General features: G+C 57.2%; 15 protein-coding genes and 1 other RNA gene. 10 read left to right on the forward strand and 6 right to left on the reverse strand.

Annotated features, from left to right (window positions below; all coding sequences use genetic code 11):
* The first annotated feature begins 25 nt into the window (after nt 1-25).
* Nucleotides 26-2,398, forward strand: coding sequence for a glycoside hydrolase family 3 N-terminal domain-containing protein (locus tag M989_RS10910; protein ID WP_064545137.1), 2,373 nt, complete (start codon nt 26-28; stop codon nt 2,396-2,398).
* 45 nt (nt 2,399-2,443) lie between these two features.
* Here the strand turns inward: M989_RS10910 and rprA are convergent.
* An RNA gene (gene rprA / locus M989_RS10915) (antisense sRNA RprA) lies at nt 2,444-2,543 on the reverse strand.
* Between the two features lie 176 nt (nt 2,544-2,719).
* Nucleotides 2,720-3,841, reverse strand: a complete 1,122-nt coding sequence (gene ydiK / locus M989_RS10920) for an AI-2E family transporter YdiK (protein WP_064545139.1) — start codon at nt 3,839-3,841, stop codon at nt 2,720-2,722.
* 257 nt (nt 3,842-4,098) lie between these two features.
* Between ydiK and ydiJ the strand changes: the two genes are divergently transcribed.
* Together ydiJ and menI are read left to right on the forward strand one after the other, a co-directional pair.
* On the forward strand, nt 4,099-7,155 hold the full coding sequence (gene ydiJ, locus M989_RS10925) for a D-2-hydroxyglutarate dehydrogenase YdiJ (protein ID WP_064545309.1): 3,057 nt from the start codon (nt 4,099-4,101) through the stop codon (nt 7,153-7,155).
* Entirely contained in the window at nt 7,152-7,562 is a 411-nt protein-coding gene (gene menI / locus M989_RS10930) for a 1,4-dihydroxy-2-naphthoyl-CoA hydrolase (protein ID WP_064545141.1), read from the forward strand. The genes ydiJ and menI overlap by 4 nt, the downstream gene beginning before the upstream one ends.
* A 42-nt stretch (nt 7,563-7,604) precedes the next feature.
* On the opposite strand, the gene M989_RS10935 is transcribed toward menI, so the two are convergent.
* The 3 genes from M989_RS10935 to M989_RS10945 form a co-directional block, all read right to left on the reverse strand.
* Nucleotides 7,605-7,898 (reverse strand): putative quinol monooxygenase, encoded by a 294-nt coding sequence (locus tag M989_RS10935; RefSeq protein ID WP_064545143.1) that lies wholly within the window; start codon nt 7,896-7,898, stop codon nt 7,605-7,607.
* A 1-nt stretch (nt 7,899) separates the two neighbouring features.
* A complete protein-coding gene (locus tag M989_RS10940) occupies nt 7,900-8,907 on the reverse strand; it encodes a zinc-binding alcohol dehydrogenase family protein (protein ID WP_064545145.1) in 1,008 nt (335 codons plus the stop codon).
* A gap of 109 nt (nt 8,908-9,016) precedes the next feature.
* Complete coding sequence (locus M989_RS10945; RefSeq protein WP_064545147.1) at nt 9,017-9,829, reverse strand: DNA-binding transcriptional regulator; 813 nt, start codon at nt 9,827-9,829, stop codon at nt 9,017-9,019.
* Between the two features lie 188 nt (nt 9,830-10,017).
* Here M989_RS10945 and M989_RS10950 point away from each other — a divergent pair, with 188 nt between their 5' ends.
* The 7 genes from M989_RS10950 (at nt 10,018) to mhpT (ending at nt 17,624) form a co-directional block, all read left to right on the forward strand.
* Nucleotides 10,018-11,682 carry a bifunctional 3-(3-hydroxy-phenyl)propionate/3-hydroxycinnamic acid hydroxylase gene (locus M989_RS10950; RefSeq protein ID WP_064545149.1) on the forward strand — a complete coding sequence of 555 codons (1,665 nt, stop codon included), beginning with the start codon at nt 10,018-10,020 and terminating at the stop codon, nt 11,680-11,682.
* Nucleotide 11,683: 1 nt separating this feature from the next.
* The gene (mhpB, locus tag M989_RS10955) at nt 11,684-12,628 is read left to right on the forward strand and encodes a 2,3-dihydroxyphenylpropionate/2,3-dihydroxicinnamic acid 1,2-dioxygenase (RefSeq protein ID WP_064545151.1); all 945 of its coding nucleotides are present in this window, start codon (nt 11,684-11,686) and stop codon (nt 12,626-12,628) included.
* 17 nt (nt 12,629-12,645) lie between these two features.
* Nucleotides 12,646-13,512: a 2-hydroxy-6-oxonona-2,4-dienedioate hydrolase gene (gene mhpC, locus M989_RS10960; RefSeq protein ID WP_064545153.1), complete on the forward strand. Its 867-nt coding sequence runs from the start codon at nt 12,646-12,648 to the stop codon at nt 13,510-13,512.
* Nucleotides 13,513-13,521: 9 nt separating this feature from the next.
* Nucleotides 13,522-14,325 carry a 2-keto-4-pentenoate hydratase gene (gene mhpD / locus M989_RS10965; protein ID WP_064545155.1) on the forward strand — a complete coding sequence of 268 codons (804 nt, stop codon included), beginning with the start codon at nt 13,522-13,524 and terminating at the stop codon, nt 14,323-14,325.
* A complete protein-coding gene (gene mhpF, locus M989_RS10970; protein WP_064545157.1) occupies nt 14,322-15,272 on the forward strand; it encodes an acetaldehyde dehydrogenase in 951 nt (316 codons plus the stop codon). Before mhpD ends, mhpF begins: the two co-directional genes overlap by 4 nt.
* Nucleotides 15,269-16,288: a 4-hydroxy-2-oxovalerate aldolase gene (mhpE, locus tag M989_RS10975; protein WP_064545160.1), complete on the forward strand. Its 1,020-nt coding sequence runs from the start codon at nt 15,269-15,271 to the stop codon at nt 16,286-16,288. The genes mhpF and mhpE overlap by 4 nt, the downstream gene beginning before the upstream one ends.
* A 106-nt stretch (nt 16,289-16,394) precedes the next feature.
* Nucleotides 16,395-17,624, forward strand: a complete 1,230-nt coding sequence (mhpT, locus tag M989_RS10980; RefSeq protein ID WP_064545162.1) for a 3-(3-hydroxy-phenyl)propionate transporter MhpT — start codon at nt 16,395-16,397, stop codon at nt 17,622-17,624.
* A 61-nt stretch (nt 17,625-17,685) separates the two neighbouring features.
* Here the strand turns inward: mhpT and M989_RS10985 are convergent, their stop codons facing one another.
* Nucleotides 17,686-18,204 (reverse strand): hypothetical protein, encoded by a 519-nt coding sequence (locus tag M989_RS10985; protein WP_064545164.1) that lies wholly within the window; start codon nt 18,202-18,204, stop codon nt 17,686-17,688.
* Nucleotides 18,205-18,435 lie beyond the last annotated feature (231 nt).

Below are 18,435 nucleotides of genomic sequence, written 5' to 3' on the forward strand. Positions count from 1 at the left end.
TTATTAGCGAATCAGGAGAATGGCTATGACCCCGATTTACAAAGATCCTCAACGTCCCATTAAGGAACGCGTCGCCGATTTACTGGCGCGAATGACCCCTGAAGAGAAATACGCCCAGATGCATGCCTGGTGGCTGGTGCTGTCGGAAGACGGCAACCATCGTGAGCGTACCGACATGAGCGATGAGTTTGCGGGCGTCAGTGAGCAAACTTCCCTAAGTGAACGTTTAAAGATGGGCGTCGGGCAGATCACCCGACCGTTGGGTACCCATATTGTGGACGCCAAAACCGGCGTGCGCGCGGCTAACCGTCTGCAAAAAATGATGATGGAAGAAACGCGTCTGGGGATTCCTGCACTGTTTCATGAAGAGTGCCTGGTGGGGCTTCTGTGCAAGGATGCAACGCTGTTTCCTTCTTCCCTGAACTACGGCTCCACCTGGGACCCCGAACTGGTGAAACGCGCCGCGCGACAAATAGGGGAAGAGGCGCGTTCCACGGGCTGTAAGCAAGGGTTGGCGCCGGTACTGGACGTTTCGCGCGATGTGCGTTGGGGACGTACGGAAGAGACATTTGGCGAGGATCCGTGGCTGGTGGGCGTTATGGCCTGCGCCTATGTTGAAGGTTTACAGGGCGAGAAACGCGACGTGCTGGCGACGCTGAAGCACTACGTGGGTCACTCTTTCAGCGAAGGCGCACGCAACCATGCGCCAGTACATCTCGGCTTTCGTGAACTGAACGACACGTTCCTGCTGCCGTTTGAAATGGCGGTGAAGCTAGCCAATGCTGGCTCGGTGATGCCGGCGTATCACGACATCGACAATCAGCCGGGTCATAGCGATAGTTTCCTGTTGACCACAATACTGCGTGAACGCTGGGGCTTTGACGGCATTGTGGTTGCCGATTACGGCGGCGTCAGCCTGCTGCACCAGCATCATGGCGTTGCGCAGGATGCGGCGGAATCGGCGGCGCTGGCGTTTAATGCCGGGCTGGACGTCGAGTTGCCGAAAGATGACTGCGCACGCCATCTGGCGCAAGCGGTCGAGCGTGGTTTGATCACGGCGGAAAAGATTGACGAAATTGTCGCGCGTACGCTGACGGAAAAATTCCGTCTGGGCCTGTTTGAACATCCGTATACCGACGAAAATGCCATCTCGCTGCAATCTGAGTACACGCGACAGGTGGCCAGAGAAGTGGCCACCCGCTCTATCACGCTGCTGGAGAATCGTAATGCGCTGCCAATTGTCGGCAATCTCCGTGTTGCGGTGGTTGGCCCGACCGCGGACGACCCGCTGGCGCTGCTGAGCGGCTACAGTTTCCCGGTGCATTTGATCATCAGCGACATGGTCGACAACACCTCGCAGGTCACCACGCCACTGGCTGCGCTGCGTGAGTATCTCGGCGACAGCCATGTGCGTTATGCCAAAGGCTGCCATATTATCGAGCAGCGAATGGCCGGGGCGCCGGTTTTCCCCGGCGACAGCTCGGGTAAACCGATGCAGTCCTCTCCAGTCTCGCAGGATCTCAGCCTGATTCCCGATGCGGTGCGTGCCGCGCAGGAAAGCGATGTCGTCGTCGCCTGCGTTGGCGATCTGGCGGGCCTGTTCCAGAGTGGGACGGTTGGGGAAGGTTCGGATACCGACAGCCTGAATCTGCCTGGCGTACAGCAACAGCTGCTTCAGGCGCTGGTGGATACCGGCAAGCCGGTAATCGTGGTGGTGACCGGTGGGCGTCCTTATAACCTGCAGGGGCTGGAGGAGAAAGTGGCGGCGCTAATGCTGGCCTGGGCGCCGGGACAGGAAGGCGGTTGGGCGATTGCCGATGTGCTCACCGGCCGCGCTGAACCGCAGGGGCGTCTGGTCGTTAGCGTCCCCAAAAGCGCGGGCGCCATGCCGTTCTACTATAACCACAAGCTGAAGAGCGGTGGTACACCGTTTGCGTTCCATTTTGGCGCGCTGTATCCATTTGGCTACGGTAAAGGCTGGGGGGATTTCAACTACGGTGAGCCGCAGTTAGCGCAGCCTGAAGTGGCTATCGACGGTAACATCACGCTACGTGTGACGGTTAAAAACCACGGTGAGCGCAGCGGCAGTGAAGTCGTGCAGGTCTATGTGCGCGATAAGGTCGCCTCAATGGTGCGCCCACTCCAGGAACTGAAAGCTTTCCAGCGCGTTACGCTTGCGCCAGGCGAACAGGCGACGCTCATCTTCACGCTGCCGGTCGATATGCTTAATTTCACCAACTATGTGGGTGAGCGTATTGTCGAACCCGGTGAATTTGAACTGCAGGTCGGGAGTTCTTCGGCGGATATCCATGGCCGTGCGACGGTGAGGGTGACGGGAGAAACCCGAGTTCTGCCTTCCAACTGGAAAATGATGAGCCGCTGCGAAGTGGGGCATTAATCTCGAACCCGGATGTCACGCATCCGGGTGACTGCTGTGCTACAGGCAAAAAAAGGCCCATCGTGGGAGATGGGCAAAGACTACACACAGCAATTCGTTGTTTCACTCAGGGGATATATAAATCAAGGGGTTGATCTATTGCCTTGGTCCTTATAGTAGGCATGCTCAATTTTTGCGTCGATCGGATTCGTCTCAATAGTTAAATAAATGTGAATAATTTCCGTGATATGTCGCAGACAGAGGGCGTAACAGGGGCAAAAAAGAGGAAATAAATCAGCGTCACTTAAGTAAAAGGCGGGTTTACCCCGCCTTTTATCTATCTTATTGTTTCGGATAGTTATCTTTTTCCAGCTCATTGAGCTCTTCCAGCACGTCGTCCGGGTCAGTCGACGGCGGTGGCACTTCGTGCAGCCAGGCATCGAACAGACGCCAGGAAACGGCCAGCAGCACCGGGCCGATAAACAGGCCAATCATGCCGAAGGCGACCAGACCGCCGATAACGCCGGAGAGAATCAGAATCATCGGCAGGTCAGCGCCCATACGAATCAGCATCGGGCGAATAACGTTATCCATGGTGCCCACTACGCAGCTCCACACCAGCAGTACCGTGCCCCAGGTGGTGTCTCCGGTCCAGTACAACCAAATAATGCTCGGCACTAAAACAATCAGTGGCCCAAGTTGTACCAGGCAGGAGAAGATCATCACCACCGTGAGCAGCGTGGCATAGGGTACGCCGGAGATGCCAAGGCCAATGCCGCCCAGCACCGCCTGAACCAATGCGGTGACCACCACGCCGAGCGCCACGGCGCGAATCGCCTGTCCCGCCAGCAGTACCGCAGCGTCGCCGCGCTTGGCGGCAAGACGCGTGGCAAAATAACGCATTCCGAAGGCGACTTTTTCTCCCTGCCAGTACAGCAGGGCGCTGAACAGCAACATCAGCGCACTGTGCATCAGGAAACGGCCGACGTGCGCCGCCTGGCCGACAAACCAGGTGGTCGTGGTGCCGATGTAAGGGCGAACTTTCGCCATTAATGCGCTGCCCCCCATATCCAGCAGACTATGCCAGCCGCTGTAGAGCTTCGCGCCAATAAACGGAATACTGTTTAACCAGGCCAGGTCCGGCAGGGTCAGATTGCCGCTGGTGATGGCATGCACCAGCGGTGTGCTGCCGTCAACCAGGCTGTTGACCAGCAGAGAGATGGGAATAACAAACAGTAAAAAGAGTAAAAGCGTCATCACCAGTACAGCCAGCGAACGGCGACCGAAAAGCAGGCGCTGAAACCAGAGCAGCACCGGCCAGGTGGCAATCACGATAGTCGCCGCCCAGGCGAAGCCCAGAATAAACGGCTGAACAATCCATAAACAGGCGATGATCATCAGCGCTAAAAACAGCACCGATAGGAGGATTTGTGGAATATCACGAGGCCGAGGGATCGTGTTCATAAATGAGTTTTACCTTCTGTTGCTCGTCAGATCGCTGACGCAGCGTAAATCGTTCATTGATAATAATATCAATAAATTCCCGGCGCTGATTCTGCGACAAAAACTTCCGGGCGCATAAGAAAAAAATGTGATAAAACGATAACTGCACGACGCAAACGATTAATTATTTATACACGGCCTCTTTGCCGTTTGCCGCCTACGCGCAAACCGGCGGGATGCTGTGCGTACAACACAACATTCAGAAAGGGTCAAACGTAATGATCCCACAGATTTCCCAGGCACCTGGCGTAGTTCAGCTGGTGCTGAATTATTTGCAGGCACTGGAGCAACAAGGCTTTACCGGCGATACCGCCACCGGCTATGCCGACAGGCTGACGATGGCGACCGATAACAGTATCTACCAGCTTCTTCCCGATGCGGTAGTATTCCCGCGCTCCACGGCGGATGTCGCGCTGCTGGCTCGTCTGGCGGCAGAAGAACGCTTTCAATCCCTGATATTCACCCCGCGCGGTGGCGGCACTGGCACCAACGGCCAGGCGCTGAATCAGGGCATCATTATCGACATGTCCCGTTATATGAATCGCATCATTGAAATCAACCCTGAAGAGGGTTGGGTGCGCGTGGAAGCGGGCGTGATTAAAGATCAGCTTAACCAGTATCTTAAGCCCTACGGCTATTTCTTCTCCCCGGAGCTGTCGACCAGCAACCGTGCGACGCTGGGGGGAATGATCAATACCGACGCCTCCGGGCAGGGGTCTTTGGTGTACGGCAAAACCTCCGATCACGTGCTGGGCGTGCGTGCCGTTCTGCTGGGTGGCGATATTCTTGATACGCAGCCGATGCCGGTGGCGCTGGCCGAGACGTTAGCCAAAGAGCAGTCGGCGGTGGGGCGTATTTACCGCACCGTTTTTGAACGCTGTCGCGACAACCGCCAACTGATCCTCGACAAATTCCCCAAACTGAACCGCTTCCTCACCGGTTATGACCTGCGCCACGTCTTTAACGATGAGATGACCGAGTTTGATTTGACCCGCATTCTCACCGGTTCCGAAGGTACGCTAGCGTTCATTACCGAAGCGCGGCTGGATATTACGCCGCTGCCGAAGGTTCGTCGGCTGGTCAATATTAAGTATGACTCCTTTGACTCCGCGCTGCGCAATGCGCCCTTTATGGTGGAAGCGCGCGCCTTGTCAGTTGAAACCGTCGATTCGAAGGTATTGAACCTGGCGCGGGAAGATATCGTCTGGCATTCGGTGAGCGAGCTGATTACCGACGTACCCGATAAAGAGATGCTGGGGCTCAATATCGTTGAGTTCTCTGGCGATGATGAAGCGTTGATTGAAGGTCAGGTCAGCGCGCTGTGCGCGCGGCTGGATGAACTGATTGCGCAGAATGAAGGCGGGCTGATTGGCTGGCAGCGCTGTAATGAGCTGGACGGCATCGAGCGTATTTATGCCATGCGTAAAAAAGCGGTTGGTCTGCTGGGTAACGCCAAAGGGGCGGCTAAGCCTATCCCGTTTGCCGAAGACACCTGCGTACCGCCGGAGCATCTCGCCGATTATATTGTTGAATTTCGCGCGCTACTCGATAGCCACGGGCTGAGCTACGGCATGTTTGGCCACGTCGATGCGGGCGTGCTGCACGTGCGTCCGGCGCTGGATATGTGCGACCCGCAGCAAGAAGTGCTGATGAAGCAGATTTCCGATGAAGTGGTGGCGCTGACGGCTAAGTACGGCGGCCTGCTGTGGGGGGAACACGGTAAAGGTTTCCGCGCGGAATACAGCCCGGCCTTCTTCGGCGAGCAGCTGTATGGCGAGCTGCGCAAAGTGAAGGCGGCCTTTGACCCCGATAACCGCCTTAACCCCGGCAAAATTTGTCCGCCGGAAGGCGTGGATGCTCCGATGATGAAGGTGGACGCGGTAAAACGCGGCACCTATGACCGACAAATCCCGGTGACCGTGCGTTCATCCTGGCGCGGCGCGATGGAGTGTAACGGCAACGGCCTGTGCTTCAACTTCGATGCCAAAAGCCCGATGTGCCCGTCGATGAAAATCACCAATAACCGTATGCACTCGCCGAAAGGCCGCGCCACGCTGGTGCGCGAATGGCTGCGTCTGCTGGCGGATCGCGGCGTTGATCCGTTATTACTGGAAAGAGAGCTGCCGGAGAAACGCGCCAGCCTGCGCTCGTTGGTTGAGCGCACGCGCAACAGCTGGCATGCGCGTAAGGGCGAATACGACTTCTCTCATGAGGTGAAAGAGGCGATGTCAGGCTGTCTGGCCTGTAAAGCCTGCTCGACCCAGTGCCCGATTAAAATCGACGTGCCGGAGTTCCGTTCGCGTTTTCTTCAGCTCTATCACACCCGTTATCTGCGCCCGGTGCGCGATCATCTGGTGGCAACGGTCGAAAGCTATGCCCCGCTGATGGCCCGCGCGCCGAAGACCTTCAACTTCTTTATGAGCCAACCGCTGGTGCGCAAGCTGTCGGAAAAACACATCGGCATGGTCGATTTACCGCTGCTTTCCGCGCCATCGCTGCAAAAACAGATGGTTACCCATCGTTCGGCCAATATGACGCTCGAACAGCTGGAAACGTTGACGCCGGAACAAAAAGCGCAAACCGTGCTGGTGGTGCAGGATCCCTTTACCAGCTACTACGACGCGCAGGTCGTGGCCGATTTTGTTCGTCTGATCGACAAGCTCGGCTATCAGCCGGTGCTGCTACCGTTCTCTCCGAACGGTAAGGCGCAGCATATTAAGGGCTTCGTCACTCGTTTTACCAAAACCGCGCAGAAAACGGCGGATTATCTGAACCGCGTTGCGGCGCTCGGGATGCCAATGGTGGGCGTCGACCCGGCGTTGGTGCTGTGTTATCGCGATGAGTACAAGCAGGTGCTGGGCGACCAGCGCGGCGATTTCAACGTTATGCTGGTGCACGAATGGCTGCCGCAGGCGGTGGCGCAACGCGAAAGTGTGTCGCCATCGGGCGAACCCTGGTATCTGTTTGGGCACTGTACCGAAGTGACCGCGCTGCCGACGGCGCCGAAGCAATGGGCGACAATCTTTGCCCGCTTTGGCGCGACGCTGGAAAACGTTAGCGTGGGCTGCTGCGGCATGGCGGGGACCTACGGCCATGAGGTGAAGAACCACGCTAATTCGTTGGGGATCTACGAATTGTCGTGGCAGCAGGCGATGCAGCGCCTTCCGCGCAATCGCTGCCTGGCAACAGGCTACTCGTGCCGCAGTCAGGTGAAGCGCGTTGAGGGTAACGGCGTGCGCCACCCATTACAGGCTTTACTGGAGATTATCGGATGATCTGGAGACGGCAAACCACGCTCGAGGCGCTTAACGCCATGGGCGAAGGTAATATGGTGGGGCTGCTGGATATTCAGTTTACGCGCCTCGGGGACGATGCGCTGGAAGCGACGATGCCGGTGGATAGCCGCACGCATCAGCCGTTTGGCCTGCTGCACGGCGGCGCATCTGTCGTGCTGGCCGAAACGTTGGGCTCCGTGGCCGGGTACCTGTGTACTGAAGGTGAGCAGCGGGTGGTCGGGCTGGAGGTTAACGCTAACCACATTCGTTCTGTGCGCAGCGGGCGGGTACGGGGAGTGTGTAAAGCGCTGCATGCCGGGCGTCGCCATCAGGTCTGGCAAATTGAGATCCTCGACGAACAAGGGCAGCTCTGTTGCACCTCGCGGTTGACGACCGCAGTAGTGTAAGGCGATGCACTCTCTTCTTCAGAAGAGAGTGCATATTCATCGCTAGTCAGCCTCAATCGGCGTTAGGTAATCCAGTCGTAGCGGTTCCGCCAACAGGCTTTCCATCTGCCCAATAAAAGCCTGAAAGTGCGGTAAGGCAATATGTTCCTCGAGCGCCGCCTCATCTCGCCAGGATTCCCGCATGTAAAACGTCTCTGGCTCATCGCGCAGTTGAAAGAGCGCATAGTCCAGATTGCCGGGCTCCTGACGCGTGGGCTGTAGCAGTGCTTTCAGCGCGTCGCGCAAGAATTCCGTTTTATCCGGGCGCGCTTTCAGCACGGCAATAATGGAAATCATCTTAAAATCCCTCCAGCACAATTTTCCCAACGGCACGACCGGTTTCCAGCTGTACGTGCGCTTTTTGCAGATTTTCGGCGGTGATCGCGCCGTAATGCTCGCCGAGCGTGGTTTTAATCACCTGGTTATCGATTAACGTCGCCACTTCAGACAGCAACTGATGCTGGGCAATCATGTCGCGGGTTTCAAACATCGAACGAGTAAACATAAACTCCCAATGCAGCGAAATGCTTTTCAGCTTCAACGGCACCACATCAAGGCTTTGCGGATCGTCAATCAGCGCCAGTTTACCTTGCGGGGCCAGCGCGGCGATCAGCGATAAATAATGCGCCTCGGTATTGTTCAGGCTGGCAACGTGGGTCACTTCTTTTACGCCAATACGTGCCAGCTCTTCGCTCAGCGGTTTGCTGTGATCGATCACGTGATGCGCACCGGCTTCGCGAACCCACTGCTGGCTTGCCGGACGCGAGGCCGTGCCGATGACGGTCATTTTGGTCAGCTTGCTGGCTAACTGGGTCAGAATGGAACCCACACCGCCTGCCGCGCCGACGATCAGCAGCGTATCGCCTTCGTTACCGTCGCGCGTTACGCCTAGTCGGTCGAACAGCAGTTCCCATGCGGTGATGGCGGTAAGCGGTAGCGCGGCGGCAGACGCGTTATCCAGCGAGCGTGGTTTTAACGCGACAATACGCTCATCAACTAACTGGAATTCGCTGTTGCTGCCGGGGCGGCCTAACGCGCCAGCGTACCAGACTTCATCGCCTGGAGAGAAAAGGGTGACTTCATTACCCACGGCTTTCACCACGCCAACGGCGTCCCAGCCCAACACGCGCGGCGTGTCGGCAGAGAAACCGGCGCGCACCTTGGTGTCGACGGGATTGACGGAAATCGCCTTGATCTCCACCAGCAGGTCGTGACCTTGAGCTTGTGGGATGGGAAGCGTTATTTCGTTGATAAACGGAATGTTGCTGCCGTTGGTCGCAGCGCGGGTAATGGCAAAGGCTTTCATGATGTCTCCGGGTATGGACTGGCAATACCCGGATAGTAGAAACAACGGGTGATAAGAAAAACCACGCTACGGCGATAAGACTTATACGCTAACCGCGAAAATCCCGCGTTTAACGGTGTTCATAAAAGATCTCTTCCTCTTCCATCCGTTCCTCAATCTGCCGGGTAACCCGCAGCAGGGCGGCCAGATGTTTTTCTGCCGCCTGTTCAATCGTCATCGCTTTGGCGATATACACCAGGTTCAGGCAGCCAATCACGCGCTCCTGGCTACGAACCGGTACGGCGATAGAGGCGATTTTCTGTTCCAGCTGCCAGCCCTGGAAGTTGGAACCGTAGCCGTTTTTGCGCGTCTTCTCGAGAATTGCGTGCAGTTTTTCCGGCTCACGGGCCAACTGATATTCTTCTTCCGGCCTTGTTGCCAGCATTTCAATAATAGGCTGACGCTCGTGCTCCGGCGAAAAGGCCAGCCAGGTCAAGCCGGAAGCGGTCAGCAGCAACGGCAGACGGCGACCCACCATCGAACGGTGGAAGGAAAGGCGGCTAAAACGGTGGGTTGTTTCACGTACCACCATGGCATCGACGTCCAGCGTGGTTAAATCTGTCGGCCAAATGACCTCGCGCAATAATTCTCCAAGTAACGGCGTTGCAAGTGCAGAAATCCAATGTTCGTCACGAAATCCCTCACTTAACTGCCGCACTTTCATGGTCAAACGGAAACTATCATCTGACAAACTGCGTCGCACATACCCCTCTTCCTGGAGGGTCTCCAGTAGCCTTCTGACGGTGGTACGGTGCAGGCCACTAAACTCCGCCAACGTCGCGGTTGACGCGCCTCCGTCGAATTTATTTAACAAATTCAGCAACAATAAACCCCGCGTTAAACCCCGCACGGTTTTGTAATCGGTCGCATCGTTATTCTTCATATTTCCTGACATTTTTATATCTAAAACAACGTTGTGCACCTGGTACACAACCTGGGCTGTTTTGATTGTAGCCCAAATCCCCGGACATATACTGCGCTCATTATAAAAATATTTTTACATCAAATTAACAAGCGCGCTTGTGTTGTAACAGAGCAAACGCGCCTGGTCCGAGTCGTGAGGTATTGAAAATGACAACATCCAATCCGGATATCCAACCCGCCGTTCAACATCAGGTTCAGGTCGCTATCGCCGGTGCCGGTCCGGTGGGGCTGATGATGGCCAACTACCTGGGGCAGATGGGCGTTGAAGTGCTGGTGGTCGAGAAGCTGGATAAATTGATCGACTATCCGCGTGCCATTGGCATTGATGATGAAGCGCTGCGCACCATGCAGTCCGTTGGACTGGTAGAGAAAGTGCTGCCGCATACTACGCCGTGGCACGCGATGCGTTTTTTGACGCCAAAAGGGCGCTGCTTTGCCGATATCCAGCCGATGACCGACGAATTTGGCTGGTCGCGCCGTAATGCGTTTATTCAGCCGCAGGTAGATGAAGTGATGTTCCAGGGGCTGAGCCGTTTTCCAAACGTCCGCTGCCTGTTCTCGCGCGAGCTGGAAGCATTTAGTCAAAAAGGTGACGCTGTCACGATTAACCTGAAAGGGCCGGATGGCGAACGGGAAACGGTACGGGCGAACTGGCTGGTGGCCTGCGACGGCGGCGCGAGTTTTATCCGCCGTACGCTGAACGTGCCGTTTGAAGGGAAAACCGCACCAAACCAGTGGATCGTTATCGATATTGCTAACGACCCGCTGGCAACGCCGCATGTTTATCTGTGCTGCGACCCGGTGCGCCCTTATGTTTCGGCAGCGCTGCCTCACGGCGTACGTCGCTTTGAATTTATGGTGATGCCGGGCGAAACCGAAGCCCTGCTGAGCGAACCGGCAAACATGCGCCGCTTACTCAGTCAGGTGCTGCCGGACCCGGATAACGTAGAGCTGATCCGCCAGCGCGTCTACACCCACAACGCGCGTATTGCCGAACGCTTCCGCGTTGACCGCGTCCTGCTGGCCGGTGACGCTGCCCACATCATGCCGGTGTGGCAGGGGCAGGGTTACAACAGCGGCATGCGCGATGCCTTTAATCTGGCGTGGAAGCTGGCGATGGTGGTGAACGGCAAAGCGGGAGATTCGCTGCTCGACAGCTATCAGCAAGAGCGTCGTGACCACGCCAAAGCGATGATCGATCTCTCCGTTACCGCCGGTAACGTCCTGGCTCCGGCGAAACGCTGGCATGGCACCGTACGCGACGGTATCTCCTGGCTGCTGAACTACATCCCGCCGGTGAAACGTTACTTCCTCGAAATGCGCTTTAAACCGATGCCACAGTACCGTGAAGGCGCGCTGTTGCTGGAAGGTGATGCGAAAGCGTCTCCGGTCGGCAAGATGTTTATCCAACCGAAGGTGACCCGCGAAAACGGCGATGTCGTGCTGCTGGATGATGTGATTGGCGCGAAGTTCGCGGTGATCGCCTGGGGCTGCAACCCATTGTGGGGCATGAGCGAAAGTCAGATTGCGCAATGGCGTGCGCTGGGAACCTGTTTTATTCAGGTGGTGCCGGACGTCCAGATTCATACCCCGCAGGACAATTTTGACGGCGTGATCCGCCTTGGCGATACCCAGAACCGTCTCAAAACCTGGTTTGCCGCGCAGAACGCTTCGCTGGTGGTGGTGCGTCCGGACCGTTTCGTCGCCGCGCTGGCTATTCCGCAAACCCTCAATAAAACCCTGGACCAGCTTGCTCACGTGATGGCGCTGACGAGCCTGGAATCGGCTCTTAATGAAGAAAAGGTGGCCTGAGATGAATGTCTATCTCCACTGTCTCTCCCACACGCCGCTGGTGGGCTATGTCGACCCGGCACAGGATGTGCTGGATGAAGTAAACGGCGTGATTGCTGATGCCAGCGCACGTATTGCGGCGTTTGACCCCGAGCTGGTGGTGCTGTTCGCCCCGGATCACTACAACGGCTTTTTCTATGACGTGATGCCACCGTTCTGTTTAGGCGTCGGCGCGACCTCGATTGGCGATTTCTCCACCGCCGCGGGCGTACTGCCGGTGCCGACGGATCTGGCGGAAGCCTGCGCTCATTCGGTGATGAAAAGCGGCATCGATCTCGCCGTCTCCTACTGTATGCAGGTCGATCACGGGTTTGCTCAGCCGCTGGAGTTGCTGCTGGGCGGGCTGGACAAGGTGCCGGTCCTGCCGGTGTTTATCAACGGTGTCGCCACGCCGCTGCCGGGCTTCCAGCGCACGCGCATGTTGGGCGAAGCGATGGGGCGTTTTCTGTCGACGCTCAATAAGCGGGTGTTGATTTTAGGATCCGGTGGCCTGTCGCATCAGCCGCCGGTTCCCGAACTGGCGAAAGTGGATGCCCATATGCGCGACCGCCTGCTGGGCAGCGGTAAACAGCTGCCGCCGGACGAGCGCGAGCTGCGCCAGCGCCGCGTGATTGAAGCCGCCGAGCGCTTTGTGGAAGACCAGAAAACGCTGCATCCGCTGAACCCGGTGTGGGACAACCAGTTTATGACGCTGCTGGAACAGGGCCGCCTGGCGGAACTGGATGCCATCAGCAATGAAGAACTTTCCGCGATCGCCGGTAAATCGACCCATGAAGTGAAAACCTGGGCCGCCGCGTTCGCCACGCTTTCCGCGATGGGCAGCTACCGCACGGAAGGCCGTTATTATCGCCCGATCCCAGAATGGATCGCCGGATTTGGCTCGCTAAGCGCCACCACAACGAATTGATTAAGCAGGAGAATATGATGAGCTATCAACCTCAAACCGAAGCCGCAACCAGCCGTTTTCTCAACGTTGAAGAAGCCGGACAGACGCTGCGCATTCACTATAACGACTGCGGCCAGGGCGATGAAACGGTCGTGCTGCTGCACGGTTCAGGCCCGGGGGCTACGGGCTGGGCCAACTTTAGCCGCAACATCGACCCGTTAGTTGAAGCGGGCTATCGCGTCATTCTGCTGGACTGCCCTGGCTGGGGGAAAAGCGATTCGATCGTCAATACCGGTTCTCGCTCCGACCTGAATGCGCGAATTCTGAAAAGCGTGGTCGATCAGTTAGATATCCAGAAAGTTCACCTGCTGGGTAACTCGATGGGCGGCCACAGCGCCGTGGCGTTCACCCTGACCTGGCCTGAGCGCGTGGGCAAACTGGTGCTGATGGGCGGCGGTACCGGCGGGATGAGTCTGTTCACCCCGATGCCGACCGAAGGCATCAAGCTGCTGAACGGGCTGTACCGTGAGCCGACTATCGAAAACCTCAAAAAAATGATGAGTATTTTCGTCTATGACACCAGCGACTTGACGGAAGCGCTGTTTGAAGCGCGCCTGAACAACATGCTGTCGCGACGCGATCACCTGGAAAACTTTATCAAGAGCCTTGAAGCCAACCCGAAACAGTTCCCGGATTTCGGACCGCGTCTGGGGGAAATTAAGGCCCAGACGCTGGTGGTATGGGGACGTAACGATCGCTTCGTGCCGATGGATGCGGGCCTGCGCCTGCTTTCCGGTATCAACGGTTCCGAACTGCACGTTTACCGCGACTGCGGGCACTGGGCGCAGTGGGAGCATGCCGAAGCCTTCAACCAGCTGGTGCTGAACTTCCTCGCGCGTCAATAAGGAGCCGCTATGTCTACGAATTCTCTGGCCTCGCTGGCCGCCGCATTGCGTGAAGCCGAGCAGACGGGCGTGGCTATTGAGCCGCTGCGTGAGGTGATAGGTATTGATAACGCGGAAGCGGCCTACGCCATTCAGCGTCTTAACGTTGAGCACGCGGTGGCGCAAGGGCGTCGTATCGTCGGGCGCAAGGTCGGGTTAACCCATCCGAAAGTGCAGCAGCAGCTGGGCGTTGACCAGCCGGACTTCGGCACGTTATTCGCCGATATGTGTTACGGCGATAACGAAACCATTCCCTTTGGTCGCGTTCTACAGCCGAAAATTGAAGCGGAAATCGCGCTGGTGTTAAAGCGCGATCTGCCGCATGCCGACACCACGTTTGATGAGTTGTACAACGCCATTGAGTGGGTGGTTCCGGCCCTGGAAGTGGTGGGCAGCCGCGTGCGCGACTGGTCAATCAAGTTTGTTGATACCGTGGCGGATAACGCCTCCTGTGGCGTGTATGTGGTTGGCGGCCCGGCGCAGCGTCCGGCGGCGCTGGATCTGAAAAACTGCGCAATGACCATGACGCGTAATAACGAAGAGGTTTCCAGCGGTCGCGGCAGTGAATGCCTGGGCCATCCGCTCAACGCCGCCGTCTGGCTGGCGCGCAAAATGGCCAGCCTGGGCGAGCCGCTACGTGCGGGTGACATTGTGCTCACCGGCGCCCTGGGGCCGATGGTGGCGATTAAGCCAGGCGATCGTTTCGAGGCGGTCATCGAGGGCATTGGCTCGGTATCCGCGACGTTTTCTGAGCAAGAAGGAAGTCAGTCATGAGCAAATGTAAAGTCGCCATCATCGGTTCCGGCAATATCGGCACCGACCTGATGATCAAAATCCTCCGCCACGGCAAACACCTGGAAATGTCGGTGATGGTTGGCATCGACCCGAACTCCGACGGGCTGGCCCGCGCCGCGCGAATGGGCGTTGCCACGACCCACCAAGGCGTGACCGGATTAATGGCGATGCCTGAGTTTGCCGATATCGACATCGTCTTCGACGCCACCAGCGCCGGGGCGCACGTGAAAAACGATGCCGCCTTGCGCAAGGCGAAACCGGGGATTCGCCTGATTGATCTGACGCCGGCAGCCATCGGCCCATACTGCGTGCCGGTGGTCAACCTCGACAAAAATCTGTCGCAGGGTAACGTCAATATGGTGACCTGCGGCGGACAGGCGACCATCCCAATGGTGGCGGCGGTCTCCCGCGTGGCGAAGGTGCACTACGCGGAAATTATCGCCTCCATCTCCAGTAAGTCTGCCGGACCGGGAACGCGCGCTAACATCGATGAATTCACCGAAACCACCTCGCAGGCGATTGAGGTGGTCGGCGGCGCGGCGAAAGGAAAAGCCATCATCATTCTCAACCCTGCCGAGCCGCCGGTTATGATGCGCGACACCGTCTATGTGCTGAGCGAAGCGGCCTCTCAGGCGGAAATTGAAGCGTCTATTGAAGAGATGGCGGCGGCGGTGCAGGCCTATGTGCCGGGCTATCGACTGAAACAAAAAGTCCAGTTTGAAGTGATTCCTCAGGATAAACCGGTCAACATTCCGGGCGTGGGGCAGTTCTCCGGACTGAAAACCGCCGTCTATCTGGAAGTCGAAGGGGCGGCACACTATCTGCCGGCCTACGCCGGTAACCTCGACATTATGACCTCTGCGGCAATGTCGACTGCAGAAAAAATGGCTGAAACGCTGGTGAAAGTGGCAGGAGAAGTCGCATGAACGGTAAAAAACTCTATATCTCGGATGTGACGTTACGCGACGGCATGCACGCGATTCGTCATCAGTATTCGCTCGATAACGTGCGCCAGATTGCTAAAGCCCTGGACGACGCGCGCGTTGACTCGATTGAAGTAGCCCATGGCGATGGTCTGCAAGGCTCGAGCTTTAACTATGGTTTTGGCGCGCACAGCGACATCGAGTGGATCGCCGCCGCCGCAGAAGTGGTGCAGCACGCCAAAATCGCCACGCTGCTGATTCCGGGGATCGGTACGTTGCACGATCTGAAAAATGCGTATCAGGCCGGGGCGCGTGTCGTGCGTGTGGCGACCCACTGCACGGAAGCGGACGTTTCCGCGCAGCACATTGCTTACGCCCGCGAGCTGGGCATGGACACCGTAGGCTTCCTGATGATGAGCCACATGACCACGCCGGAAAACCTGGCAAAACAGGCGAAGCTGATGGAAAGCTACGGCGCGACCTGTATCTACGTGGTGGATTCCGGCGGCGCGATGAACATGAACGACATTCGCGATCGCTTCCGCGCGCTGAAAGCGGTGTTGAAACCGGAAACCCAGACCGGTATGCACGCGCACCACAACCTGAGCCTCGGTGTTGCCAACTCGCTGGTGGCGGTAGAAGAGGGCTGTGACCGCATCGACGCCAGCCTGGCGGGGATGGGCGCGGGAGCCGGTAACGCGCCGCTGGAGGTGTTTATCGCCGCCGCCGACAAGCAGGGCTGGCAGCACGGTACCGACCTGTACGCATTGATGGCCGCGGCGGACGATCTGGTGCGTCCATTACAGGACCGTCCGGTGCGCGTCGATCGCGAAACGTTAGCGCTGGGTTATGCCGGTGTTTACTCCAGCTTCCTGCGTCATAGCGAAGTGGCTGCCGCACGTTACGGCCTGAGCGCGGTAGATATTCTGGTCGAACTGGGCAAACGCCGGATGGTGGGCGGTCAGGAATATATGATCGTCGACGTGGCGCTGGATCTGAAAGCGAAAGCGCAAGCCTGATAACGATCCGGTCGGCAATGTATCGACCGGGCGCATGGCAAAGAAAAAAACGCGGCTGGCAATGTACCAGCCGTCTTTACACCTGCACTCTACAGAAGGTAGCACTATGTCGAATATTACCCATGTCTCCTCACCGCCGAACACCGCTCGCCTGATGCAAACCGTCGGGCTTTGCTTTTTGGTCGCCCTGATGGAAGGGCTGGATTTACAGGCCGCCGGAATTGCCGCCGTCGGTATCGCTCAGGCATTTTCACTCGAAAAAATGCAGATGGGCTGGATCTTCAGCGCCGGGATCCTCGGACTGCTGCCGGGCGCGCTGTTCGGCGGCATGCTCGCCGACAGGCACGGGCGCAAGAAGGTGCTGCTGGGGTCCGTTGTGCTGTTTGGTCTGTTTTCCATCGTCACCGCGCTGGCGTGGGATTTTCACTCGCTGGTCTTTGCCCGCTTTATGACCGGTGCAGGTTTAGGCGCCGCGCTGCCTAACCTTATCGCACTCACTTCGGAAGCGGCGGGCCCGCGTTTTCGCGGCACCGCAGTGAGCCTGATGTACTGCGGCGTGCCGATTGGCGCGGCGCTGGCGGCAGCCCTGGGCTTTAGCGGCCTGACGCAGGAATGGCAAACGATCTTCTGGGTCGGCGGCGTGGTGCCGCTATTGCTGGTACCGCTGCTGATGCTCCGTCTGCCGGAGTCGCAGGCGTTCAGCTGCCAGCAGCAAGAGGCTCCTGCGCCGCTGCGGGCGATTTTCGCTTCCGAAACCGCTTCTTCGACGCTGCTGTTGTGGTTGTGCTACTTCTTCACCCTGCTGGTGGTTTACATGCTGATCAACTGGCTGCCGATGCTGCTGGTCGATCAGGGCTTTAGCCGTTCGCAGGCCGCTGGAGTCATGTTCGCCCTACAAATCGGCGCGGCCTCAGGCACGCTGATGCTGGGCGCGCTGATGGATAAACTCAGCCCCATTAAAATGTCGCTGCTGATCTACTGCGGGATGCTGGCGTCGCTGATTTCTCTCGGTGTGGCCAACTCGTTCGGCATGATGCTGGCCGCAGGTTTCGTTGCCGGAATGTTCGCTACCGGCGGGCAAAGCGTGCTGTATGCGCTGGCGCCGCTGTTCTACCGCACCGAAATTCGCGCCACTGGTGTGGGCACCGCGGTGGCGGTAGGGCGGCTGGGGGCGATGAGTGGCCCGCTGCTGGCGGGGAAAATGCTGGCGCTGGGCACCGGCACCGTCGGCGTGATGGCGGCTTCCGCGCCGGGGATTGTGCTGGCGGGCGTGGCGGTATTCTGGCTGATGAATCGTCATCAGCGCAGCGTGGCTGCGGAAAGCGCTGGGCGCTAGTGGATGTTTTCTATTTGTGATAACCGGGAGCCCTATCGGCTCCCTTTTTCATGCGTGATGATTAATCAAAAGCGCTGCCGGGGCACAATTTCACGCCGTCCGTTTTCCAGCGCACGATTTTGGCGTTAGCGTCCAGATCTTTTACGGATACGGAATCGCCGGAATATAACGAGCCGGTGACGATAATATCGTAGTTGTGGTTCGCCTGCGGAACGAAATCAGAATAAGACGTTGTGCTAGCGTAATGAACAATATCAACGAGTTGGCCTGGTTTGAGGGTGAACTCATTGATAAATGCGCCTTTCACATTTTCGGAAGCCGGCATGTCGGAGAGACGCTTGTTTCCGGTTACCGGAATACCAATGATGGCAAAGCCAGATGTAATGCGTCTTTCTAATACTTTCTTATAGCAACCATTTACCTGCTTTTCGTAAAACTGTAGTGCGGTATTGCCTGTGGTGCTGGCGCGAATACGTGCGGCATCGGCCCCTTTATAATCTTCAAGCGCAGGTCGGAAACCGGCGGTGCATCCGCTGAGGAGTATGGCAGCCAGGCCACCGATGAAAATATTTTTATACATTTTTATCCGTAATTTTAATTTGTGTTAAGGACGAAGGAGAACGGTGTTCTTTAGTATTCAATGCCTTTTGTAAATCCAATATTAGACGCAATTTCACACGGCGTTTTATTCGTAACGCCAGGATCCACATTGGCCTATTGGAGCAGTAAAAACTATATCGCCAGTCTTCTTTTTTCAACACTAAAATAGGCAGCTTGCTGAACAGAGAAATATCATGGTGAAATTAAGGCT

Origin of the sequence: Kluyvera georgiana ATCC 51603 (genome assembly GCF_001654985.1) — a bacterium.
Lineage (GTDB): Bacteria > Pseudomonadota > Gammaproteobacteria > Enterobacterales > Enterobacteriaceae > Kluyvera > Kluyvera georgiana.